The organism is Burkholderia sp. WSM2230 (assembly GCF_000472445.1).
Classification (GTDB): Bacteria; Pseudomonadota; Gammaproteobacteria; order Burkholderiales; family Burkholderiaceae; genus Paraburkholderia.
In genome coordinates, this window is record NZ_AXAJ01000020.1 from 26,026 (window position 1) to 46,739 (window position 20,714).

General features: G+C 62.4%; 18 protein-coding genes. 10 read left to right on the forward strand and 8 right to left on the reverse strand.

What is annotated here, in order from left to right; translation table 11 throughout:
* Positions 1–17 precede the first annotated feature (17 nt).
* The 3 genes from A3AC_RS0126650 to shiA all read right to left on the reverse strand — a co-directional run bounded on the left by A3AC_RS0126650 (position 18) and on the right by shiA (position 3,273).
* Complete coding sequence (locus tag A3AC_RS0126650) at positions 18–146, reverse strand: MFS transporter small subunit (protein WP_025602477.1); 129 nt, start codon at positions 144–146, stop codon at positions 18–20.
* A gap of 10 nt (positions 147–156) precedes the next feature.
* Complete coding sequence (locus A3AC_RS0126655) at positions 157–1,560, reverse strand: L-lactate MFS transporter (RefSeq protein WP_025602478.1); 1,404 nt, start codon at positions 1,558–1,560, stop codon at positions 157–159.
* Between the two features lie 396 nt (positions 1,561–1,956).
* Positions 1,957–3,273 carry a shikimate transporter gene (shiA, locus tag A3AC_RS0126660; protein ID WP_025602479.1) on the reverse strand — a complete coding sequence of 439 codons (1,317 nt, stop codon included), beginning with the start codon at positions 3,271–3,273 and terminating at the stop codon, positions 1,957–1,959.
* A 391-nt stretch (positions 3,274–3,664) separates the two neighbouring features.
* On the opposite strand from shiA, the gene A3AC_RS0126665 reads away from it, so the two are divergent.
* The 7 genes from A3AC_RS0126665 (at position 3,665) to A3AC_RS0126695 (ending at position 12,320) form a co-directional block, all read left to right on the forward strand.
* Complete coding sequence (locus A3AC_RS0126665) at positions 3,665–3,883, forward strand: hypothetical protein (RefSeq protein ID WP_025602480.1); 219 nt, start codon at positions 3,665–3,667, stop codon at positions 3,881–3,883.
* Positions 3,861–4,580 carry a GntR family transcriptional regulator gene (locus A3AC_RS0126670; RefSeq protein WP_013341769.1) on the forward strand — a complete coding sequence of 240 codons (720 nt, stop codon included), beginning with the start codon at positions 3,861–3,863 and terminating at the stop codon, positions 4,578–4,580. Before A3AC_RS0126665 ends, A3AC_RS0126670 begins: the two co-directional genes overlap by 23 nt.
* A gap of 505 nt (positions 4,581–5,085) precedes the next feature.
* Positions 5,086–6,849 (forward strand): thiamine pyrophosphate-binding protein, encoded by a 1,764-nt coding sequence (locus A3AC_RS0126675; protein WP_025602481.1) that lies wholly within the window; start codon positions 5,086–5,088, stop codon positions 6,847–6,849.
* Between the two features lie 24 nt (positions 6,850–6,873).
* Positions 6,874–8,121: a formyl-CoA transferase gene (gene frc, locus A3AC_RS0126680; protein ID WP_025602482.1), complete on the forward strand. Its 1,248-nt coding sequence runs from the start codon at positions 6,874–6,876 to the stop codon at positions 8,119–8,121.
* Between the two features lie 111 nt (positions 8,122–8,232).
* Positions 8,233–10,428, forward strand: coding sequence for an acetate--CoA ligase family protein (locus A3AC_RS0126685; protein ID WP_025602483.1), 2,196 nt, complete (start codon positions 8,233–8,235; stop codon positions 10,426–10,428).
* Between the two features lie 119 nt (positions 10,429–10,547).
* Entirely contained in the window at positions 10,548–11,351 is an 804-nt protein-coding gene (locus tag A3AC_RS0126690; protein ID WP_025602484.1) for a fumarylacetoacetate hydrolase family protein, read from the forward strand.
* Between the two features lie 60 nt (positions 11,352–11,411).
* Positions 11,412–12,320 carry an NAD(P)(+) transhydrogenase (Re/Si-specific) subunit beta gene (locus A3AC_RS0126695; RefSeq protein WP_025602485.1) on the forward strand — a complete coding sequence of 303 codons (909 nt, stop codon included), beginning with the start codon at positions 11,412–11,414 and terminating at the stop codon, positions 12,318–12,320.
* 113 nt (positions 12,321–12,433) lie between these two features.
* Here A3AC_RS0126695 and A3AC_RS0126700 read toward each other — a convergent pair whose 3' ends face one another.
* Both A3AC_RS0126700 and A3AC_RS0126705 read right to left on the reverse strand, forming a co-directional pair.
* Complete coding sequence (locus A3AC_RS0126700; RefSeq protein WP_025602486.1) at positions 12,434–12,739, reverse strand: hypothetical protein; 306 nt, start codon at positions 12,737–12,739, stop codon at positions 12,434–12,436.
* Positions 12,740–12,835: 96 nt separating this feature from the next.
* Entirely contained in the window at positions 12,836–13,783 is a 948-nt protein-coding gene (locus A3AC_RS0126705) for a LysR family transcriptional regulator (protein ID WP_025602487.1), read from the reverse strand.
* 365 nt (positions 13,784–14,148) lie between these two features.
* Between A3AC_RS0126705 and oxlT the strand changes: the two genes are divergently transcribed.
* From oxlT to A3AC_RS0126720, 3 genes are all read left to right on the forward strand, one after another.
* Positions 14,149–15,495 (forward strand): oxalate/formate MFS antiporter, encoded by a 1,347-nt coding sequence (gene oxlT, locus A3AC_RS0126710; protein ID WP_025602488.1) that lies wholly within the window; start codon positions 14,149–14,151, stop codon positions 15,493–15,495.
* A 34-nt stretch (positions 15,496–15,529) separates the two neighbouring features.
* Positions 15,530–16,558, forward strand: a complete 1,029-nt coding sequence (locus A3AC_RS0126715; RefSeq protein WP_025602489.1) for a LysR family transcriptional regulator — start codon at positions 15,530–15,532, stop codon at positions 16,556–16,558.
* Positions 16,559–16,645: 87 nt separating this feature from the next.
* Positions 16,646–18,088, forward strand: coding sequence for an aldehyde dehydrogenase family protein (locus A3AC_RS0126720; protein WP_156924672.1), 1,443 nt, complete (start codon positions 16,646–16,648; stop codon positions 18,086–18,088).
* 88 nt (positions 18,089–18,176) lie between these two features.
* Here A3AC_RS0126720 and A3AC_RS0126725 read toward each other — a convergent pair whose 3' ends face one another.
* The 3 genes from A3AC_RS0126725 to A3AC_RS0126735 all read right to left on the reverse strand — a co-directional run bounded on the left by A3AC_RS0126725 (position 18,177) and on the right by A3AC_RS0126735 (position 20,668).
* Positions 18,177–19,154, reverse strand: a complete 978-nt coding sequence (locus A3AC_RS0126725; protein ID WP_025602491.1) for a 2-dehydropantoate 2-reductase — start codon at positions 19,152–19,154, stop codon at positions 18,177–18,179.
* Between the two features lie 179 nt (positions 19,155–19,333).
* The gene (locus tag A3AC_RS0126730) at positions 19,334–19,954 is read right to left on the reverse strand and encodes a LysE family translocator (protein WP_025602492.1); all 621 of its coding nucleotides are present in this window, start codon (positions 19,952–19,954) and stop codon (positions 19,334–19,336) included.
* A gap of 168 nt (positions 19,955–20,122) precedes the next feature.
* The gene (locus A3AC_RS0126735) at positions 20,123–20,668 is read right to left on the reverse strand and encodes a hypothetical protein (RefSeq protein WP_025602493.1); all 546 of its coding nucleotides are present in this window, start codon (positions 20,666–20,668) and stop codon (positions 20,123–20,125) included.
* Positions 20,669–20,714: the final 46 nt, after the last annotated feature.

Consider the following 20,714-nt stretch of genomic DNA (forward strand, 5'->3'; position numbering starts at 1 on the left):
GCGGGGCGCGCATGCGCTTACTGGAACAGCTTCATTGCTTGCGAGAGCGTGTTGTATACGCCCCACGCCAGCGGAACCATCACATACAGCCAGAAGATGGCGATCTTGGCCTTGTTGGTCGGGTGCACGGGTTCAACGGTCGACATGCGAGTCTCCTTATGCGCCTTTGGCGACTTGTGCGTCGGTCATGTGATGCTTGTCGTCCACACGCTTGACCAACAGATTGCAGATGAAGCCGATCACCAGCAGCACGGCCATGATGTGAACCGTCATCGTGTAGGCGTCGGCTTTCGCGACACCGTGCGCGACTTCATACGCGCGGATGTAGTTGACCAGCACCGGGCCGGCCACGCCGGCTGCGGCCCAGGCGGTCAGCAGGCGTCCGTGAATGCCGCCGACAAATGCCGTGCCGAACATGTCTGCGAGATATGCGGGCACCGTGGAAAAGCCGCCGCCGTACATGGTCAGGATGATGCAGTAGGACAGCACGAAGAGCGCCATCTGGCCGGACGCGGCAAAGCTCGGCACGAGGAAGTACAGTACCGCGCCCAGCGCGAAGAAGATGAAGTAGGTGTTCTTGCGGCCGATCCAGTCCGAAGCCGATGCCCACACGAAGCGGCCACCCATGTTGAACAGCGACAGCAGGCCGACGAAGCCGGCAGCGGCGGCGGCCGTCACCGTGCCCTTGAAGCTCTCCTGGATCATCACCGAGGCCTGACCGAGAATGCCGATGCCGGCCGTCACGTTCAGGAACAGTATCAGCCAGATCAGATAGAACTGCGGCGTCTTCAGAGCCTGGTCGATGTGCACGTGGTTACGCGTGATCATCTTTTGCTGTGAGGTCGCGGGCGGCGTCCAGCCGGCCGGTTTCCAGTCGGCTGGCGGCACGCGAATGGCCAGCGCGCCAATCGACATCGAGATGAAATAGACAATGCCGAGCACGATGAACGTTTCGGCCACGCCAATACTGGTGGGGCTCTTGAAGTGGTTCATCAGCGCGACCGAGAGCGGCGCCGCAATCATCGCGCCGCCGCCGAAGCCCATGATCGCCATGCCGGTCGCCATGCCGCGGCGGTCCGGGAACCAGCGGATCAGCGTCGAGACCGGAGAAACGTAGCCGAGGCCGAGTCCAATCCCGCCTATCACGCCGTAGCCGAGATACAGCAGCGCGATCTGGTGCAGGTACACGCCCAGCGCGGAAATCAGGAAGCCGCCGCCGAAGCAGCAAGCCGCGGTGAACATGGTGCGGCGCGGGCCGACGTGCTCCAGCCACTTGCCGGCGAATGCCGCCGACAAACCGAGGAATACGATAGCCAGCGAGAAGATCCAGCCCAGCGACGTGAGCGACCAGTCGTCAGGAGCGGATTGCGTGATGCCGATAACCTTGGTCAACGGGCCGTTGAACACGGAAAACGCATACGCCTGGCCGATACAGAGATGAACCGCGAGTGCTGCGGGGGGAACCATCCAGCGCGAAAACCCCGGTTTCGCAATGGTGGCTTCTTTCGAAAAGAATGGTGCTGAGCCTCGATTGTGCTGCGGCTCGGTAATGCTGCTCATGGTCGGTCTCCCGGGAAGCGAAGTCTTTGTTATCGGCGCATCAGACCGAATGCTTGAGTGTGTCGGCGTTACAATTGCTAGGTGATGCGGCGCTCATATATGCGGCTGGGCTTCATATGAACGTGCGCAAGCTCCAAGAGGAACTTGCCTGGTCGAACGATAGGGCGGCGGACTGGGGTTGGCAATATGAGATAGAAATGCATAAGGCATTGCCCGAGGAAATGCGACGCAGATCTGTCGGATCGCGTCCGCGAATCCCAAATGCCGGGTTGGGCGCCGTGCTCACGCCTGGTCGTGCACGCGGCGTCACGTAGCCTGAGCGGAGCAGTAAAGCAAAAAGGCCGGCGGTGGCAGCATCGCCACGCCGGCCTTTCCAAACCGCCGTCAGTCTTTCAGTCAGACGGTGCGCCCGGTCTTCATTTTCGCGGCGACCAGCACCGAGATCAGACAGCCGATCGCGAGATAGCCCGCCACCGGATGCCACGAACCGCCGGCAAAACTGACCAGCGCAACCGCAATGAACGGCGTGAACCCGCCGCCGACCACGCTCGCCACCTGATAGCCGACGCCCGCGCCGCTGTAGCGATACTCGGTACCGAAGAGTTCGGTGAACATGGGCTGCTGCACGCTTACCACCATGTCATGGGCGATGTTCGCGAGCATCACGGCAAAGACGACGATCCACACGGTCGAGCGTGCTTCGAGGGCCAGAAAGAACGGCACGGCGCTGAACATGCCGACGAGCGCGCCGACGATATACACGCGGCGGCGGCCGAAGCGGTCGGCGAGCATCGCAAAGAGGGGAATCGTAACGCAGCTCACCGCGCCGACCAGCAAGCCGATGGTCAGGAAGAATTCGCGGGGCATGTGCAGATTCGCCGTCGAATAGTTCAGCGCAAAGGCGGTCACGATATACATCGTGAACAGCTCGGCAAGACGCAGCGCGATGATGAGCAGGAACGCTTTCGGATGGCGCAACAATGCTTCGACGATCGGCAGGCGAACGCGGCGTTCACCGTGCGCGCCGACCTTTTCCACAAACTCCTGCGACTCTTCCATGCTGGAGCGAATCCACATTGCGATCAGCACCAGCACTACGCTGAAGAGGAACGGCAGGCGCCAGCCCCAGCTCATGAACGACGCGTTGTCCATCGAACGGCTGATCAGCGCGACCAGACCCGTCGCGAGCACGAGGCCTACGCCATAGCCGACCTGCACGCCGCTGCTGTAGAACGCTTTTTTCTTTTCGGGCGCGCTTTCGACCGCCATCAACGCCGCGCCGCCCCACTCGCCGCCGACCGCAAAGCCCTGGATCGCGCGCAGCGTGACGAGCAGCACCGGCGCCAGCCAGCCGATGGTCGCGAACGACGGCAGCAGGCCGATAGCGGCGGTGGACAGACCCATCATCATCACGGTGAGCACCAGCATGCGCTTGCGCCCGAGCCGGTCGCCGAAATGGCCGAACACGAAGCCGCCGAGCGGCCGGAACAGAAAGCCGACGCCGAACGTCGCGAAGGCCGCGAGCGTCCCCATTGCCGGGCTCACTTTCGGGAAGAACTCCGAGTTGAAGACCAGTGCCGCGACAATGCCGTACAGCAAAAAGTCGTACCAGTCGACGACTGCGCCGACGAAACTGCCCAGCGCCGCTTTGCGTGCCCGGCTGCGCGCCGTGCGAGGGTCGGTTGCTGCGGCCGGCGAAACGGTAGTGCTCATGACGGGTGTCTCCTTGGGATTTTCGAAATGCTGCGGGCGATCAGCCGCGCGGTCCCTGTTGGCGCGCGTGGCCCGGCGGGGGCGGCTCGCTGCGTAGCTGACGGTTGCAGGATGTGCGGAAGATTAAGTGACGCGAGCGTTATCCCACAATTGGCGGAGAGCGAAAATTGCGCGATAGCCGGACGCTCGTGCGCGCATAGCGCGCGTTTCTAGCGTATACACCGAGCGCCACGCGCATTGGCTTAGGGCAGGCGAGACGACGCGGCGCATGCTACCGTAAGATATGATTCAGAAACAACAGTCACTGATATACTACATACCGAATATTGATTTTTGCGGCAATGCAGCATATGATTGAGTCATTCGTTCACTCAATCGTTTGGAGCTACAAATGGAATTTGTTCCTCTCTCGCTGCTCGCCGCCGCTGTTGTTGGCTTGGGTAGTGCCGCCACGGTTCTCATGGCTCGCTGGATTCCGCAGTCTGTCGCGCAACTTGCAGCGCAACATGGCCGCTTCGTCGGACTCGACCAGCAGCGCGAGGCAGCGGTGGCGCCTTATCGTATGCATGTTCAACCTGAGGCGATGAATGTCGTCGGAACTTCAAACTGAAGCGGTGGCAACACCTTTGACGTTGTCGTTGCAGCCTATCGGCGCAAGCGCGAGCTTGCGCGATCAGGCGTATGCAATGCTTCGCCAGGCTATCGCAGACGCGGACATTTACCAGACGCGCGAAGAAATCCGCCTGGACGAACGCGTGCTGAGCGAAACGCTTGGCGTAAGCCGCACGCCCGTGCGCGAGGCGATGACGCTGCTCGAGCAGGAAGGCTTTCTGCGCATGGTGCCGCGCCGCGGCATTTATATTGTGCGCAAGAGCAAGCGCGAAATCGTCGAGATGATTCACATGTGGGCAGCCCTTGAAAGCATGGCTGCCCGGCTCGCCACGCAGCGCGCTACTGACGAGGAAATCGCCCGCCTGCGGCACATGTTCGACAATTTCCGCGACGCCACGCCGGCCGAGCACATCGCCGAATATTCGGACGCGAACATCGCGTTTCACCAGGCGATCGTCGAACTGTCGAAGTCGCAGATCATTCTCGACACCATCAAGAACATTTTTATCCACGTGCGCGCGATCAGGCGCATGACCATCTCGCAAAGCGATCGCGCGTCGCGCTCGATTGTTGACCATCTGCGTATCATCGAGGCGCTCGAGAAGCGTGATACCGAACTGGCAGAGCGTCTGACGCGCCAGCATTCGCTTGATCTCGCGGCCTTCGTCGAGAAGAACTGCGATTTTCTCGATTGACCGCTGAGTAGGTCTCGGCCGCCGGTTCCGGCGAGCACTGCAGTTCAAAGTAGCGCAGGCAAAAAGCCCGCGGTGTTACGCACCGCGGGCTTTTTTCGTCTGGATTCGCGCCGCGTAGGGAAATACCGCGCTTGACGTCGTTTGAAATGTGGTATGTGATATATCAACAATGAACGTCTACGTACCGCGTTCAGTGTTTTCCCTTGCAGCGGTGGCCAGGCGACGTCGGAACAACCGTCTTGCCTCTGCTAGCAAGGGTTGCAGCAGAAACGACCGCTTTATCGGGAACGCGAAATCGTTCTTGCCTCAAACTGATATATCACATACCGTATGTGAACAAAGCCGGCAGCGCATTCTCGGAAGGCGTTCAGAGAACCGACAGGCAGCAGGTTTTTCATGGGACGCGGGGTAAGCGCAGCAAGCGCGAACTCCCATCGATGCTAAAGCATGGAACCGGCGTATCCGCCACAGCGCCCGCGCCGGTCGATATAGACAGGAGACGACCATGTCCGCAGTTGTTTCATCCCTGAACCCAGCCACGGGCAGCACCACAGCGGAAGACACGCTCAAGCAGAAGACGCGCAACGCCGGCGTCGTCTCCGGCGGCCATCTGGTCGCGAAGGCGCTGAAGAACGAAGGCGTCGATACGATCTTCACGCTGTGTGGCGGACACATCATCGATATTTACGATGGTTGTGTGGACGAAGGGATTCGCATCATCGACGTGCGCCACGAGCAGGTGGCGGCGCACGCGGCTGACGGCTATGCGCGCCAGACCGGCAAGCTCGGCTGCGTGGTGACGACGGCCGGCCCCGGCTGCACCAACGCGGTGACCGGCATTGCGACGGCGTTCCGCTCCGAGAGCCCGGTGCTGCATATCGGCGGCCAAGGCGCGCTGACGCAGCACAAGATGGGTTCCCTACAAGATCTGCCGCACGTCGACATGATGGCGCCGATCACCAAGTTCGCCGCCAGCGTCTCGAGCACCGAGCGCGTCGCGGACATGATCTCGATGGCCGCCCGCGAGTGCTTCAACGGCGCGCCTGGTCCCGCCTACCTCGAAATTCCGCGCGACGTGCTGGACCGCGAAGTGGAACTGACGCGCGCGGTCGTGCCGCAGCCGGGTCACTATCGTGCGTCGACCAAGTCGATTGGCGACCCGCGCGATATCGAGAAGCTGGCTGACATCCTCGTGAATTCCGAGCGTCCCGCGATTCTGTACGGACAGCAGGTCTGGACCGCGCGCGGCCATGAAGAAGCGATCGCGCTGCTGCGCGGCCTCGACATTCCGGGCTACTTCAACGGCGCGAGCCGCGGCCTGCTGCCGCCGGGTGACCCGCATCACTTCGACCGCACACGCTCGCAGGCGTTTGCCAATGCGGATGTGCTGATCGTCGTCGGCACGCCGTTCGACTTCCGCATGGGCTACGGCAAGCGCATCAGCAAGGAACTGACGCTCGTGCAGATCGACATGGATTACCGGACGGTCGGCAAGAACCGCGATATCGACCTGGGTCTCGTCGGCGATCCGGGCGCGATCCTCGCGGCGGTGCTTCAAGCCGCGAGCGGCCGCCTGAAGGACGACAAGCGCCAGGCGCGCCGCAAGTGGATGGCGCAATTGCAGGACGCCGAAGCAACGGCGACTGAAAAGCTGATGCCGCTCTTCAAGTCGAACAACACGCCGATCCACCCGTACCGCGTCGCTTACGAGCTCAACGAGTTTCTCTCCGACGACACCATCTACATCGGCGACGGCGGCGACGTCGTGACGATTTCCGCGCAAGCGGTGCGCCCGCGTCGCCCCGGGCAGTGGATGGACCCGGGCGCGCTCGGCTCGCTCGGCGTCGGTACCGGCTTTGCGCTCGCCGCCAAGGTTGCGCATCCGCACAAGGAAGTGCTGTGCTATTACGGCGACGGCTCATTCGGCATGACCGCGTTCGACATGGAGACGGCCAACCGCTTCGGCGCGCCGTACCTCGTGGTAATCGGTAATAACTCGGCGATGAACCAGATCCGCTACGGCCAGCTCGCCAAATACGGCGACGAGCGCGGCAACGTCGGCAATCTGCTGAGCGACGTGCCGTTCAGCAAGTTCGCCGAAATGCTCGGCGGTTACGGCGAGGAAGTGCGCGACCCCGCGCAGATCGCAAGCGCATTGCAGCGTGCGCGCGAAGCGATTCATCGCACAGGCCGTTCCGCGGTCGTGAACATCTGGGTCGATCCGCGCGAGTATGCGCCGGGCACCAAGAATCAGACCATGTACAAGTAATACGGACACCTTAGGAGACACGACATGGGCAAAGCACTCGACGGCGTGCGCATTCTCGATTTCACGCATGTTCAATCGGGCCCGACCTGCACGCAACTGCTGGCGTGGTTCGGCGCGGACGTAATCAAGGTGGAGCGGGCCGGCGCCGGCGACATCACGCGCGAGCAACTGCGTGATATTCCCGACGTGGACAGCCTGTACTTCACGATGCTCAACCACAACAAGCGTTCTGTCACGATCGACACCAAGCACCCCGAGGGCAAGCAGGTACTCGAGGCGCTGATCCAGAAATGCGACGTGCTGGTCGAGAACTTCGCGCCGGGCGCGCTCGACCGCATGGGCTTCACGTGGGAACGCATTCAGGAGCTGAATCCGCGCATGATCGTCGCGTCGGTCAAAGGCTTCGGCCCAGGTCCTTATGAGGACTGCAAGGTCTACGAGAACGTTGCGCAATGCGCGGGGGGCGCGGCCTCCACCACGGGTTTCGACGACGGCCCTCCGGTCGTGACCGGCGCGCAGATCGGCGACAGCGGCACGGGCTTGCATCTCGCGCTCGGCATTGTCACCGCGCTGTATCAACGCACGCAAACGGGCCGCGGACAGCGCGTGCTCGCCGCGATGCAGGACGGCGTGCTCAATCTGTGCCGCGTGAAGCTGCGCGATCAGCAGCGGCTGGAACGCACCGGCGTGATGAAGGAGTATCCGCAATACCCGAACGGCAAGTTCGGCGAAGCGGTGCCGCGCGCGGGCAATGCATCGGGCGGTGGGCAGCCGGGCTGGATTCTCAAATGCAAGGGCTGGGAGACCGATCCCAACGCGTATATCTACTTCATCACGCAGGCGCCGGTGTGGGCCAGGATCTGCAACGTGATCGGCAAGGAAGAGTGGGCGACCGACCCTGACTACGCGACGCCTGCTGCGCGCCTGCCGCGTCTGAAGGACATTTTCGCGGAGATCGAACGCTGGACGATGACCAAGACCAAGTTCGAGGCTATGCAGATACTCAACAAGTACGACATTCCATGCGGGCCGATTCTGTCGATGAAGGAGATTGCCGAAGAGCCCTCGTTGCGTAAGACCGGCACGATTGTCGAAGTCGATCATCCTACGCGAGGAAAGTACCTGACAGTTGGGAATCCTATCAAACTGTCCGATAGTCCAACCGAAGTCACGCGTTCGCCGCTGCTCGGCGAACATACCGACGAAGTCATGGCGGAACTGGGCTATTCGCCCGAGCAGATCAGCGCATTGCGCACCGCCGGCGCCATCTAGGCGTACCGAATCCGCAGAAAAACCGTAGTGCAAGGCCGCCCGCCGCTTGCCGGTCAGGCAAGCGCAGTGCCGGGCGGCGCCCTTTCGAAACCGCATTGGAGACGGCAGGACATGGCATACGAAGACACGCTCTCATTGAAAGAACGCGGCACCGCTCATACGCCGGACGACCGTGCTCAGGTCGCCAACAAGGACGTCGTGCGGCACATTCTCGACCACGCCAAAGCGGAAGGCCGCAACTCGCTGACCGCGCCTGAAGGCAAGCTGGTGTGCGACGTCTACGGCATTTCGGTGCCGAAAGAAGCGCTTGCCACGACCGCGGCCGAAGCAGCGCAATTCGCCACGGAGATCGGCTTTCCGGTGGTCCTGAAGATCGTTTCGCCGGAAATCCTTCACAAGACCGAAGCGGGCGGCGTGCTCGTGGGCGTGAAGAACGCTGCGGACGTGGTGGAAGGATTCACCACCATCATGGAGAACGCGAAGCGCTACAACGCGCAGGCAAACCTGCTCGGCGTGCAGGTGCAACAAATGATCGGCGGCGGCCAGGAAGTGATTGTCGGCGCGGTGACGGATCCGTCGTTCGGCAAGCTGGTGGCGTTCGGTCTTGGCGGCGTGCTCGTCGAAGTACTGAAGGACATCACTTTCCGTCTTGCCCCGGCCACGCGCGACGATGCCCGCTCGATGCTCGACGGCATCGCCGCTGCCGACATGCTTAAGGGCGTGCGCGGCGGCGAACCGGTCGACCGCGAGGCGCTTGCCGGTTTGATCGAAAACGTGTCGCGGCTCGTTTCCGACTTTCCGGAAATCTCAGAGCTGGACCTGAACCCGGTGTTTGCCAGCAAGCGCGGCGCGATTGCCGCTGACGTGCGCATCGTGCTCGATTTCTCCCCGCCGGTGGAGCGTTATCGTCCAAGCCAGGAAGACATCGTGCGGCAAATGAACCGCATCATGAAGCCCGATCGCGTTGCGGTAATCGGTGCATCGGCGGAAGAGGGCAAGATCGGCAACTCGGTGATGAAGAACCTGATCAACGGCGGCTACCAGGGCGAGATCTATCCGATCCACCCGAAAGCCGACGAGATCATGGGCCACAAAGCCTATAAGAGCGTGCTGGATGTGCCGGGCGATATCGACGTCGCCGTGTTTGCGATTCCCGCGAAGTTCGTTGCCGGCGCATTGACCGAAGTGGGCAAGAAGCACATTCCGGGTGCTGTGCTGATTCCTTCTGGCTTCGCCGAAACCGGCAACGTTGAAGGCCAGCAGGAAATCGTGGCGATTGCGCGCGAATACGATATCCGCCTGATGGGCCCGAATATCTACGGCTTCTACTACACGCCGAAGAACCTTTGCGCGACGTTTTGCACACCGTACGATGTGCAGGGCAAGGCGGCGCTGTCGTCGCAATCCGGCGGTATCGGCATGGCGATCATCGGCTTCTCGCGTTCGGCGAAGATGGGCGTGTCGGCTATCGTCGGCCTCGGCAACAAATCCGACATCGACGAAGACGATCTGCTGACCTTCTTCGAGCAGGACGACAACACGGACATCATCGCGCAGCATTGCGAAGACCTGAAGGATGGCCGCGCATTTGCGGAAGCGGCAGCGCGCGTGTCGAAGAAGAAGCCCGTGGTGGTGCTGAAGGCCGGCCGCACGAGTCTCGGTGCGCGTGCGGCGAGTTCGCACACGGGCGCGCTCGCCGGCAACGATCGCATCTATGAAGACGTGTTCAAGCAATGCGGCGTGATTCGCGCCCGCTCGCTGCGCGATCTGCTCGAATTCGCGCGCGGCATTCCCAAGCTGCCGACGCCGAAGGGCGAGAACGTGGTGATCATCACCGGCGCAGGCGGCTCCGGCGTGCTGCTGTCCGATGCTTGCGTGGACAACCGTCTGTCGCTGATGACGATGCCCGCTGATCTCGACGCCGCATTCCGCAAGTTCATTCCTCCGTTCGGCGCGGCGGGCAATCCCGTCGACATTACCGGTGGCGAGCCGCCCTCGACGTATCAGAACACGATCCGTCTCGGCCTCGAGGACCCGCGCATTCACGCGATCATTCTTGGCTACTGGCACACCATCATCACGCCGCCGATGGTATTCGCGCGTCTCGTCGTCGAGGTGAAGGAGGAGATGAAAGCGCGTGGCATCGAGAAGCCGATTGTCGCGTCGCTCGCGGGCGACGTGCAGGTGGAAGAAGCCGCCGAATACCTGTACGCGCACGGTGTGCCTGCGTACGCGTATTCGACGGAGATTCCGGTCGCGGTGCTCGGTGCGAAGTATCAGTGGGCACGCGGCGCCGGCCTGATCTGACGCATCAAACGGAAGGCGGCACGGTTTTCTTCGCGAGTATGGATCGCATCGCCGATCGTGTTGCACCGGCGATTGCGAGCCGCGAAGAAGATCGTGCCGAAGCGCTCGAGGAGCGGCGTATGGATACGTGGATGCGTTTCATGTCCAACGACGGCGGTGTGGTATTCGGCCGCGTCGAAGGTGCTGATCTGCACGAGTACGAAAGCCTGGACCAGCCGGTGCCGACCGGCGCCGTGTTGTCGACGCGTGCGCTAACGCCGCTCGCACCTTGCGCGCCTGGCAAGATCGTTGCGCTCTGGAACAACTTTCACGCGCTCGCCGCGAAGCTCGACAAGCCGGTGCCCACGCATCCGCTCTTTCTGCTGAAACCAGCGGGCTCGGTGATCGGCTCGGGCGAACCGATCCGGCGCCCCGCGAGCTACGGAGGCAAGATCGTCTATGAGGGTGAGCTCGGCATCGTCATCGGCCGGCGCTGCCGCGATGCAAGTGTCGAAGAAGCTGCCGACGCGATCTTCGGTTACACGCTTGTGAACGACGTGACCGCTGCCGATCTGCTCAACCAGAATCCGCACTTTCCGCAATGGTGCCGCGCAAAGGGCTTCGATACGTTTTGTTGCATCGGACCGGCGATCGTTTCCGGATTTGATTGGCGAAGCGCGCATCTCATGACAATGCTTGACGGCGTCGAGCGGCAAAACTATCCGCTCTCCGACATGGTGTTTTCGCCGGCCGAGCAGGTGAGCCTCATTTCGCAGGACCTGACGCTGGAACCCGGCGATGTGATTGCATGTGGCACGTCGGTGGGTGTCGGGTCGATCAGGGATGGCGCGACGGTGTCGGTTTCCATCGACGGAATCGGCACGCTTAGCAATACGTTGAATGCCGCGCTAGTGGTTGCAGCCGAAACGCCGGGACCCGTTTGAACGATGGCCGGCCCGCGAGCCACAAGCTCGCGCGGGCGCCACAACACGGAAGGAGTACGCGTGCCGCAAGCGTCTGAGGGTAGCGTCTGGTTGGGTTTGTTCGTCGCGCTGACGGTGGCATGTGCTGCGTTGCTGGCCTGTGCGCTGGGTTCCGTGTTCGCGGCGCTCGCGCAACTGCCTGTATGGCCGCGAGCGAGTGCAGCGCCACAGACGCGAGCTTACTGGCACGCCGCCGCGCCGGCGGCCGGGTTTGCCGGTGTGTTCGCGGCCGGCCTTGGGGCCAGCGACGGCCTCGTGTTCGCGACGGTAGCCGGGGCCGCAGCCGGTGCATGGCTCGTGAGACGGCGCAATCTCACGCGACGACCCGCGCTCGTTGCATTGCTCGCGAGCGGCATGGGCTTATCTATCGTGTCCGTTGGCGTCGCGCGCTATCTGTGGCCGGGCAATCAGCCGAATCTCGCGATCCTCGAGCGAATAGAACTCTATGCGGCGGTCTTTGTCGGCGCGTTGATCTTCGCTACATCGGCGGTCGCCTTCTGCAAACTGCGCGGCGTGTTGCCGCTTCGCGTAACGGCACGCCCCGGGCACGACGCGGTCAATGTGCTCGCGCTGCTCTTGTGCGCATGGCTCGGCTATGGCTTCGCCACGGAAGCGGCGCAGCCGTTCGGGCTCGCCGCGTTACTCGCGATGAGCGCCCTGGCTTCGTCGATAGGGGTACATGTGACGCTGAGCCGCGCTTACTCGAAGGCGCATATGAAACGACATGCGCATGCGCACGGCACGCGCGGCCGCATGGCGATGAAGTGGGGTGACGACGCGCCAGAGAGCGCCGCCGTGCGCGGCATGGTGCGCGCGGCAGCATACCGTCACGGCCCGCGCTGGCATAACAACGAAATCAGGCAACGGAGCATTCACCCATGCGCGGCGCGCCGCCTTTCCAAACGACTAGCGGTGAGCCGACAATCATGAAGCCAGATCCGACGATCACTGCGGGCAGCACGCTGGCCTATCGCCCTGCATGGACAGAAGCGGCCGCGGCCGCTCGCAGCACGACAGGCGGGAACGCCTTCCCGCCGATCCGCTTACTCGCCCAACGCGGCGAATTCGCTGAAATACTGCGCTTTCTTCTGCAGGATCAATTGCGCGAGGAAGTCGGGGTCATAGGCGCGATGAAGATGTGCATGGAACCGCTCGATGTAAGCGGTAATGCGCGCAGCCTCGCTGTTGAACTCGCTGAGGACGTCGAGCGTCGCGTGGTCCCAGCGAAAGCGAAGGCCGAGGTCGCTGAACGCCGCGTTATAGGCGCTCAGATGCGGGTCGTTTGGATGGTCGGCGGAAGCACGTGTAGTGCGTGCGCTGGCATGAGTCGCAACCGAAGCGTGGTTCATGATCGGCCTCCTGGGCTGACAAGTGATGGAACTCGCTTGCAGCATAGAAGTACTGAACAATTTGCAATAGTTAAACTTTTATTGGATTTCCATAGCCTATTGCTTATAGACGCTCAATTCCTTCACACGTGTGATGTTCTCGATGAGGCTCGCACCTTCTTCCATCAGAAAACGCTTGAAGGCGACGGCAACCGGCGGCAGGCGCTTGTTCTTGCGATGAACGACGTACCAGTTCAGCATGACCGGAAAGCTCTCGACGTCGAGCACAACGAGGTGGCCGAGTTGCAGCTCGAGGCTGATCGTATGTGCAGACAAAAAGGCGATGCCCATGCCTGCGATCACCGCCTGCTTGATTGTCTCCGTGCTTTTGATCTCCATCGCAATCTTCAGATTGGAGAGTCGGCCGGCAAAGCCTTCTTCCATCGAATTCCACGTGTCCGAGCCGCGCTCGCGCACGATGAAGGCCTCGTTCGCCAACTGGCTGAAGCGGATGTTGCGCTTGTTCGCGAGCGGATGCGTGGGCGCGGCCACGATCACGTATGGGTGCGGCGCGAACGGTTCGTTGGTCGCGTCCATTTCATGCGGCGGACGCACCATTACCGCCAGGTCCGTCTGGTTGGTCGCAAGCTGATGGAGCAGCTCCTCGCGATTGTGCACCGCGAGGTTCAGCACGACGCCCGCATAGCGCCGCGTGAATTCGGCAAGCAGCCGCGGAAAGAAGTAGTCGCCGGCGCTGATCACCGCGACATTCAGCTTGCCGCCGGAGACGCCCTTCAACTGGCTCATCGCTTCGTCGACTTCGTGAAACTGCTGAATGATTGCGCGGCTGTAGTGCAGCATTTCAGTGCCGGCCGGCGTGAGGTAGATCTTCTTGCCGAGCTGTTCGAAGAGCGGCAGACCGGCGTGCTCCTCGAGTTGACGCACCTGGGTGGAGACCGCGGGCTGCGTGAGATGCAGCTCTTCCGCGGCGCGCGAAAAGCTCAGGTGGCGCGCCACGGTTTCGAACACCTTCAATTGACGCAGCGTGGCATTGCGCATCGTCACGACCGATGTATAAGCAAATATGAATCAACATAATAACAAACTTTAATTATTAGTAATTCAGCAATGACCCTAGCATGAGTTGTAAACATAAGAAGCTGCCGGCACCACACTCGGGTTAACGCCTGGATTTCAGGCGTGGCGGGACGAAGGGCAGGATGGCGGAAAAGAAGAAGAAAAGCCGCATTAGTCGGAATTAAGAACTTCGAAAAAGGCGACGGATAAAGCGCTCTTTAAAGGAAGTGCTTTAAAGACTCAAATATAAAGATTCCCCGATCGCAAGGCTTTGCGGGTCATAACGATAAGGCGGGACACATACAGCACGGCGCTTTGGCCGGCTGCACTAAATAATTGCGGAGACAAGGCACATGGACGATATCACTCAACAGACCACGGCCCGCGTATTCTGGGCGAACCGTTGGTGGCAGCTCGTCATCGGCATGGTGTGCATGGCGTTGGTGGCGAATCTGCAGTACGCATGGACGCTGTTCGTCGCACCGATGGACGCGCGGCATCACTGGGGCCAAGCCTCGATTCAACTGGCGTTTGCCATCTTCATCCTCACTGAAACCTGGCTCGTGCCGCTGGAGGGCTGGCTCGTCGACAAGTTCGGTCCACGGCCCGTGGTGGCGGGCGGCGCGATATGCGCGGGTGTCGCGTGGGTGATGAATTCATACGCGACCACCTTGCCCATGCTTTACGTTTCCTCGGTGATTGCGGGCATGGGCGCGGGCGGCGTGTACGGCACATGCGTCGGCAATGCGCTGAAATGGTTTCCGGACCGTCGCGGCCTCGCCGCTGGCCTTACGGCTGCTGGTTTCGGCGCGGGTGCAGCGGTCACGGTGATTCCTATCGCGAACATGATCACGCGTTCGGGCTACGAGCACACGTTCTTCTTTTTCGGCATCCTGCAAGGCGTCGCGATTCTGCTGCTTGCAATGCTGCTGGTAAAACCGGTTCTGCGTCAGCACACGCCGGCGAAGAAGAAGTTCTCCGTGTCCAAGGTCGACCTCTCGCCCGGGCAGATGATCAGGACACCGGTGTTCTGGGTGATCTATGTGTCGTTCGTCGCAGTCGCAGCCGGCGGCCTGATGGCTACCGCGCAGATCGGCCCGATCGCCAAAGACTGGGGCCTCGCACGCATTCCGATGACGATCTTCGGTGTAACGCTGCCGCTGCTCACGGCCACGCTTTCCATCGACAACATCTGCAACGGCTTTACGCGCCCGCTGTGCGGTTTCATCTCCGATAAGATCGGCCGTGAAAACACCATGTTCCTGATTTTTATCGGCGAAGGATTGTCGTTGCTGGGCATGATGGAATACGGCACGAACCCGTATGCGTTCATGACGTTCGCCGCGTTGATCTTCCTCTTCTGGGGCGAGATCTTCTCGATCTTCCCGGCGATCTGCGCGGACACCTTCGGCAGCAAGTATGCGGCCGCGAATGCGGGCACGCTGTATACGGCGAAGGGCACGGCCTCGCTGCTGGTGCCGATTGCATCGGTGCTGTCGGCAACCGGCGGATGGAGTCTCGTGTTCACGGTGTCCGCCGTGATCACGATTGCGGCCGGCGTGTCCGCGAAGTTCATCCTCGCGCCGATGCGCTCGCGCTGGATCCACTCGCAGGACGAGCCGCAGCCCGGCGTGCTCGCTGTCGCTGCTAACGGCAAGGCCTCGCGCCTGAGCCACTGGCCCGAGCAAACCGGCGAATAGGCCGGCGAGCCGCTCGCACCCCGGCCGTGACGTCATGAATGTTTCGCTGCAGCAACTCAGGGTGTTTGTCGCCGTCGCGCGTGAACGGAGCTTCACGCGCGCGGCACGCGACCTGGATCTGACGCAGTCCGCGGTGAGCCGTTGCGTGCGCGAGCTCGAAGATGCGGTGGAACTGAAACTGTTCGACCGCACGACGCGCCAGGTCGAACTGACGCATGCCGGCGCGAGCCTCGAAAGAAGAATTGGCCGCCTGCTCGATGAAATCGATCTGACCTTGCGCGAAGAGCGGGCCGCGTATGAAGGGCACCGCGGCGTGGTGGTGCTGGCGAGCAATCCCGTGCTGTCGTCCAGTTGGGTCGCGCAGGGGCTCGCGCGTTGCGCCTCTGCTTTTCCGGAACTGCTCGTTACCGTGCAAGACCAGGCGCAAAGCAGTGTGCTTGCGAGCGTCGAGCACGGCGAGGTGGATTTCGGCGTGGTCTCGCTGGCCGAGCCTCTCGCCAACGATCAGTTGCATGCGCAACTGGTGTTCAGCACACCGCTGCATGCGGTCATGCCGCCGACGCATCCTCTTGCCCGTCACGCGAGCGTCGCGTGGGACGCATTGCAGGACTGGTCGCTTGTCACCCTGAACGCAGACGCCGGTGTGCGCGCGGCGCTTGCGCGCGCCTTCAGTGTGAATGGTTTGAAGCGGCGCCCGGTGCAGGAATTCGGGCACGTCGCGGCCGTGCTGCGCATGGTCGAACTCGGGCTCGGTGTCGGCGTGCTGCCTGTCGACGCCCATTGGCCCACTGTCGGCGAATCCCTCGTGAGCCGGCCTCTTGGGCCCGAAGTGACCTTGACCACGCTGCTCGTGCATCGCCGCAACCGCTCGCTCAGGCCGAATGCCGCGGCCGCATGGGCGCAGTTCGCGGAGCATGCTGGTGCGTCTTCGGGTAGCGCGAGTGCGGACGTCAGCCTAGCCGCAAGCCCGAAGCCGGCTGCGGACGCTGTCCCGAGCACAGCTTCCCCCGAATCCTCGCGGCTGGTCGCTGCGCGCAGCGGCGCGGAGCTTCACGAGCCGTAGCGGCGCGCAGCGCTTGCCCGCATCGGTCTTCCCCAGACCGACCTGCTGCTATCAGCCCACGCAACATCCAATGCAAGGAGATTCATGATGACCGACCTCGTGAGCCATGACCTGCTGATCGACGGCAAACGTTTGCCGCCGGGCACAGGCGAATATTCTGTCGACATCAATCCCGCCACCGAAGAGCCGATTGCGCGCGTTGCGCAGGGCAGCGCCGCCGACGTCGACACGGCCGTGCATGCAGCACGTGCCGCGCTGAAAGTGTGGAACGGCATCAAGGCGGCCGAGCGCGGTCGCATCCTGGCTCGGCTTGCAGGCCTGATGCGCGCGAATCTCGACGAACTCGCCGCGCTCGAAAGTCTCGATGCAGGCAAGCCGATTGCCGCGGTCATGCGCCAGGACATTCCCGCCGCGATCGATACGCTGGAATACTACGCGGGCTGGTGCGACAAGATAAACGGCCAGGTGGTGCCGGTTCGCCCCGACGCGTTGACTTACACGATCCGCGAACCGGTCGGCGTGGTCGCAGCCATCGTGCCGTGGAATTTCCCGTTGATGATCGGCATGTGGAAAATCGCGCCGGCGCTCGCGTGCGGCTGCACGCTCATCGTCAAACCCGCGGAGATCACGCCGCTCACCGCATTGCGTATCGGCGAACTCGCGCTCGAAGCGGGTTTACCGCCGGGAGTCCTGAATATCGTCACAGGCAAGGGACGCGTGGTGGGCGACGCGCTCGTCGCGCATCCGGGCGTGGACAAGGTCACGTTCACTGGATCACCTTCGGTGGGGCGCGGCATTCTGCAAGGCGCGGCGGGCAATTTCAAGCGTGTCACGCTCGAGCTCGGCGGCAAATCGGCGAACCTGATTTTCGCTGATGCGAATCTCGACAACGCGGTGCGAGCCGCGGCGTCAGGCATCTTCTTCAACACGGGCCAGGTATGCTCGGCCGGCTCGCGCATTCTCGCGCATCGCGACGTCTACGACGAAGTGGTGGAGCGTCTCGCCGCAAGAGCCAAGTCGATCAAGGTAGGCGACCCGTCGCTGCGCGAAACGTCGATGGGGCCGCTCATTTCCGCGGCGCAGATGAAGACCGTGCTCGGTTATGTCGATGCGGGGCGGTCGGAAGGCGCGTCGCTGGTGGCGGGCGGCGCGCGCGTCGGCGAGCGCGGCTTCTTTGTCGAGCCGACGGTGTTCGCGAACGTCGAACATGAAATGCGTATTTCGCAGGAGGAGATCTTCGGACCAGTCGCGAGCGTGATCCGCTTCGACGACGAAGCCGACGCGATACGTATTGCCAACGGCACTCTGTATAGCCTCGCCGCCGGCGTGTGGAGCGCGGACATCGGCCGCGTGCATCGCGTGGCGCGAGATCTCAGAGCCGGCACCGTCTGGATCAACACGTACGGCTACACGGACGTGCGCCTGCCGTGGGGCGGTTCCGGCGATTCGGGTTTCGGCCGCGAACACGGCGACGTCGCGATTGAAAACTTCACTGAGCCGAAGGCGGTCTGGCTCGCTATCGACCAATAACAGCGCGGTAGCAGCAATAAAAAAGGATCGGACGACGTCCGATCCTTTTTCACTTATGCGCGGGCTGATGCGGGCAACGCGATCGCGCTCAGGCGCCCTGCAAGGCCATCCGCTCGCGCAGCTTGACGAGCGCGAGCACCACGTCGATGGTCGGCGTCGGCTCGTTGACGAGACGCCCCATCTCCTGCACGACGGTCAGAAGCGGATCGATTTCCATCGGCCGGCGATTTTCCAGGTCCACGAGCGTCGAGGTTTTATGCGCGCCGACCGCGCCCGCGCCGTCAATGCGCTTTTCGACATCGACACGGAAATGCACGCCGAATTGATCCGCGATGCGCTTGGCTTCGAGCATCATCGTGCGCGATACGGCGCGCGTGCCGGGGTCGCTCGTGAGCACGTCGAGTGTGGCGTGCGTGAGCGCGCTGATCGGGTTGAAGCACAGATTGCCCCAGAGTTTCAGCCAGATTTCATCGCGAATGTTGTCGCGGATCGGCGCCTCGAAACCGGCCGCCTGCATGATCTCGTGAAATTGCTGGATGCGTGGCGTGCGTTCGCCGCTCGGCTCGCCGATCGGAAACTTCTTGCCATACACGTGCTTGATGACGCCGGGCTCGACGATTTCGGCCGCTGGATAAAGCACGCAGCCAATCGCGCGTTCGGGGCCGAGCTTCGTCCATTGACTGCCGTCCGGGTCGACGCTGGCGAGCCGCGTGCCGGCGAACTTGCCGCCATGCTGATAGAAGTACCAATACGGAATGCCGTTCACGCCGGTGACGATTGCGGTGTGCTTGCCGAGCAGCGGCTGCATCGAGTCGACCACGCCGGGCAGCGAGTGCGCTTTCAACGTGATGATCACGACGTCCTGCACGCCGAGCTCGCTCGGGTCGGACGTGCAGCGAACCGGCGCGCTGACCGTCTCGCCGTCCATGATCAAGCGCGCGCCGTGCTCGCGCATGGCCGCGAGATGCGCGCCGCGCGCGATGAAACTGACATCGGCGCCGGCGCGTGCCAGTTGCACGCCCATCAAACCGCCTATCGCTCCCGCTCCGAAGATGCAGATCTTCATGATGCCGCTCCTGTGACTATGAGAAGTCGCTTGCCCATGCCGCGTCTCGCCGAGCACAGCGGCGGGTCATTGATCGAGCATAGGAGCGCCCGGTCTATAGCGATAGTTAAAGTTTCTCGGCAGATACATTAGCGATTGCTTATGAACTCCGGCGAAGCGGCCGTTGCCGGGCCTGAGGCTCACGCGCGACGCACCAGCAGAAAGCTCACGCCGATGGCCGCGAGGAACGCGCCGCAGCAGCGATTGAACCAGCGCCTCACGCGTGCGCGCACGAGCCATTTGCCGAGATGCGTGCCAGCCCACGAATACAGCGCAATCGCCACGCACTCGAGTACCAGAAAGCTGGCGCCGAGCACGGCGAATTGCGGCAGCATGGGTCTCGCAATGTCGACGAATTGCGGCAGAAAGGCGGTGAACACCAGGATCGCTTTCGGGTTGCCGGCGGCCACGAAAAATTCCTGCCGCGCGATCTTTGCGAGCGATGCGGACTCTTCCCGCGTGGTGTCGATGGCCGGCGCGTCGCTGCGCCACAGTTGAATGGCAAGCCAGATGAGATAAGCGGCGCCGGCCAGTTTGATCGCGAGAAAGAACCACTCGGACGCGTGCAGCACGACCGCGAGGCCGGTCGCGGCGAGCACGATCATCGCGGCGAACGCAACGAGCCGCCCGCTGCCGCCGAGGAACGCAGTTGTGAAGCCGTGCCGCGCGGCGACGTTGATCGACAGAAGATTGTTCGGCCCGGGCGCGAGATTGATAGCAAAGCAGGCGGGCAGGAAGAAGAGCCAGGCGGTCGTGGACATTGGGGCCTCGCATGGTGTGCGTTGCTTGGCGCGAGTGTAAGCGCTGCGCCCAGGCGCGGAGAAAACAAAAAGCAGGGTGACGCGCTGCTTCCGATCTGCTTCTGATTGTAGCGAAACGGTGGCCGTGCCTCTGCTGTAACTCTGCTACCGGGTGGCGCCTCGCGTTGCCTAATTCACTGCCTTGATGAACCCGGCGTCCTGCACCAATGCGTCGACGCTGAGCTTGATCGTGTCCTCAATTGCAATTGTGTTGCTGGTGAATTTAGGCGATTTGCGTTTGACGGTCTTGGTGGTCGAGAACACCACTTTGTGTGTGGCGGCGTCGGTGACCACATAGCGCATCTGCAGCGTCCAGAGGGCCGGCGAGCGAACGTCGTCGACGCTGAATTTTTCGATGCGGCCGCTCAGCACCTTGCGGCCATCGTCGAGATGAAAGCCCACCACCTTCAGGCGGTTCTCCACGCTTTCGCGCACTGCGTCGCTGATATCGTTTTTCAGCACGACGCTGGTCATTGCCGTGTTTTCGATGCGGTTCGGCGATACGCGCCCGTCGAGTGCCGGCATGTACGCGAACTCGCGGGCGGGCGCGACGCTGAGCCATCCGGTGGCATGCGCCGGGGCGCGCGGCGAACTGCTGCTGTTCAGGCCGAACCACGACCATGAGCAGGCGGACAGCACCAACGGCAGCGCGATCAAGCCGCAGCCCTTGAGCACCGTGTCTTTCCGGAACGCCGCTGTGCGCGCGGCCTCGCGCGCCAGT

Coding starts and splice junctions, on each gene's coding strand:
- oxlT (WP_025602488.1), top strand. CDS start 14,149: ATGGACGATATCACTCAACAGACCACGGCCCGCGTATTCTGGGCGAAC.
- A3AC_RS0126655 (WP_025602478.1), bottom strand. CDS start 1,560: ATGAGCAGCATTACCGAGCCGCAGCACAATCGAGGCTCAGCACCATTC.
- frc (WP_025602482.1), top strand. CDS start 6,874: ATGGGCAAAGCACTCGACGGCGTGCGCATTCTCGATTTCACGCATGTT.
- A3AC_RS0126685 (WP_025602483.1), top strand. CDS start 8,233: ATGGCATACGAAGACACGCTCTCATTGAAAGAACGCGGCACCGCTCAT.
- A3AC_RS0126700 (WP_025602486.1), bottom strand. CDS start 12,739: ATGAACCACGCTTCGGTTGCGACTCATGCCAGCGCACGCACTACACGT.
- shiA (WP_025602479.1), bottom strand. CDS start 3,273: ATGAGCACTACCGTTTCGCCGGCCGCAGCAACCGACCCTCGCACGGCG.
- A3AC_RS0126675 (WP_025602481.1), top strand. CDS start 5,086: ATGTCCGCAGTTGTTTCATCCCTGAACCCAGCCACGGGCAGCACCACA.
- A3AC_RS0126725 (WP_025602491.1), bottom strand. CDS start 19,154: ATGAAGATCTGCATCTTCGGAGCGGGAGCGATAGGCGGTTTGATGGGC.
- A3AC_RS0126715 (WP_025602489.1), top strand. CDS start 15,530: ATGAATGTTTCGCTGCAGCAACTCAGGGTGTTTGTCGCCGTCGCGCGT.
- A3AC_RS0126730 (WP_025602492.1), bottom strand. CDS start 19,954: ATGTCCACGACCGCCTGGCTCTTCTTCCTGCCCGCCTGCTTTGCTATC.
- A3AC_RS0126670 (WP_013341769.1), top strand. CDS start 3,861: ATGTCGTCGGAACTTCAAACTGAAGCGGTGGCAACACCTTTGACGTTG.
- A3AC_RS0126690 (WP_025602484.1), top strand. CDS start 10,548: ATGGATACGTGGATGCGTTTCATGTCCAACGACGGCGGTGTGGTATTC.
- A3AC_RS0126720 (WP_156924672.1), top strand. CDS start 16,646: ATGACCGACCTCGTGAGCCATGACCTGCTGATCGACGGCAAACGTTTG.
- A3AC_RS0126665 (WP_025602480.1), top strand. CDS start 3,665: ATGGAATTTGTTCCTCTCTCGCTGCTCGCCGCCGCTGTTGTTGGCTTG.
- A3AC_RS0126650 (WP_025602477.1), bottom strand. CDS start 146: ATGTCGACCGTTGAACCCGTGCACCCGACCAACAAGGCCAAGATCGCC.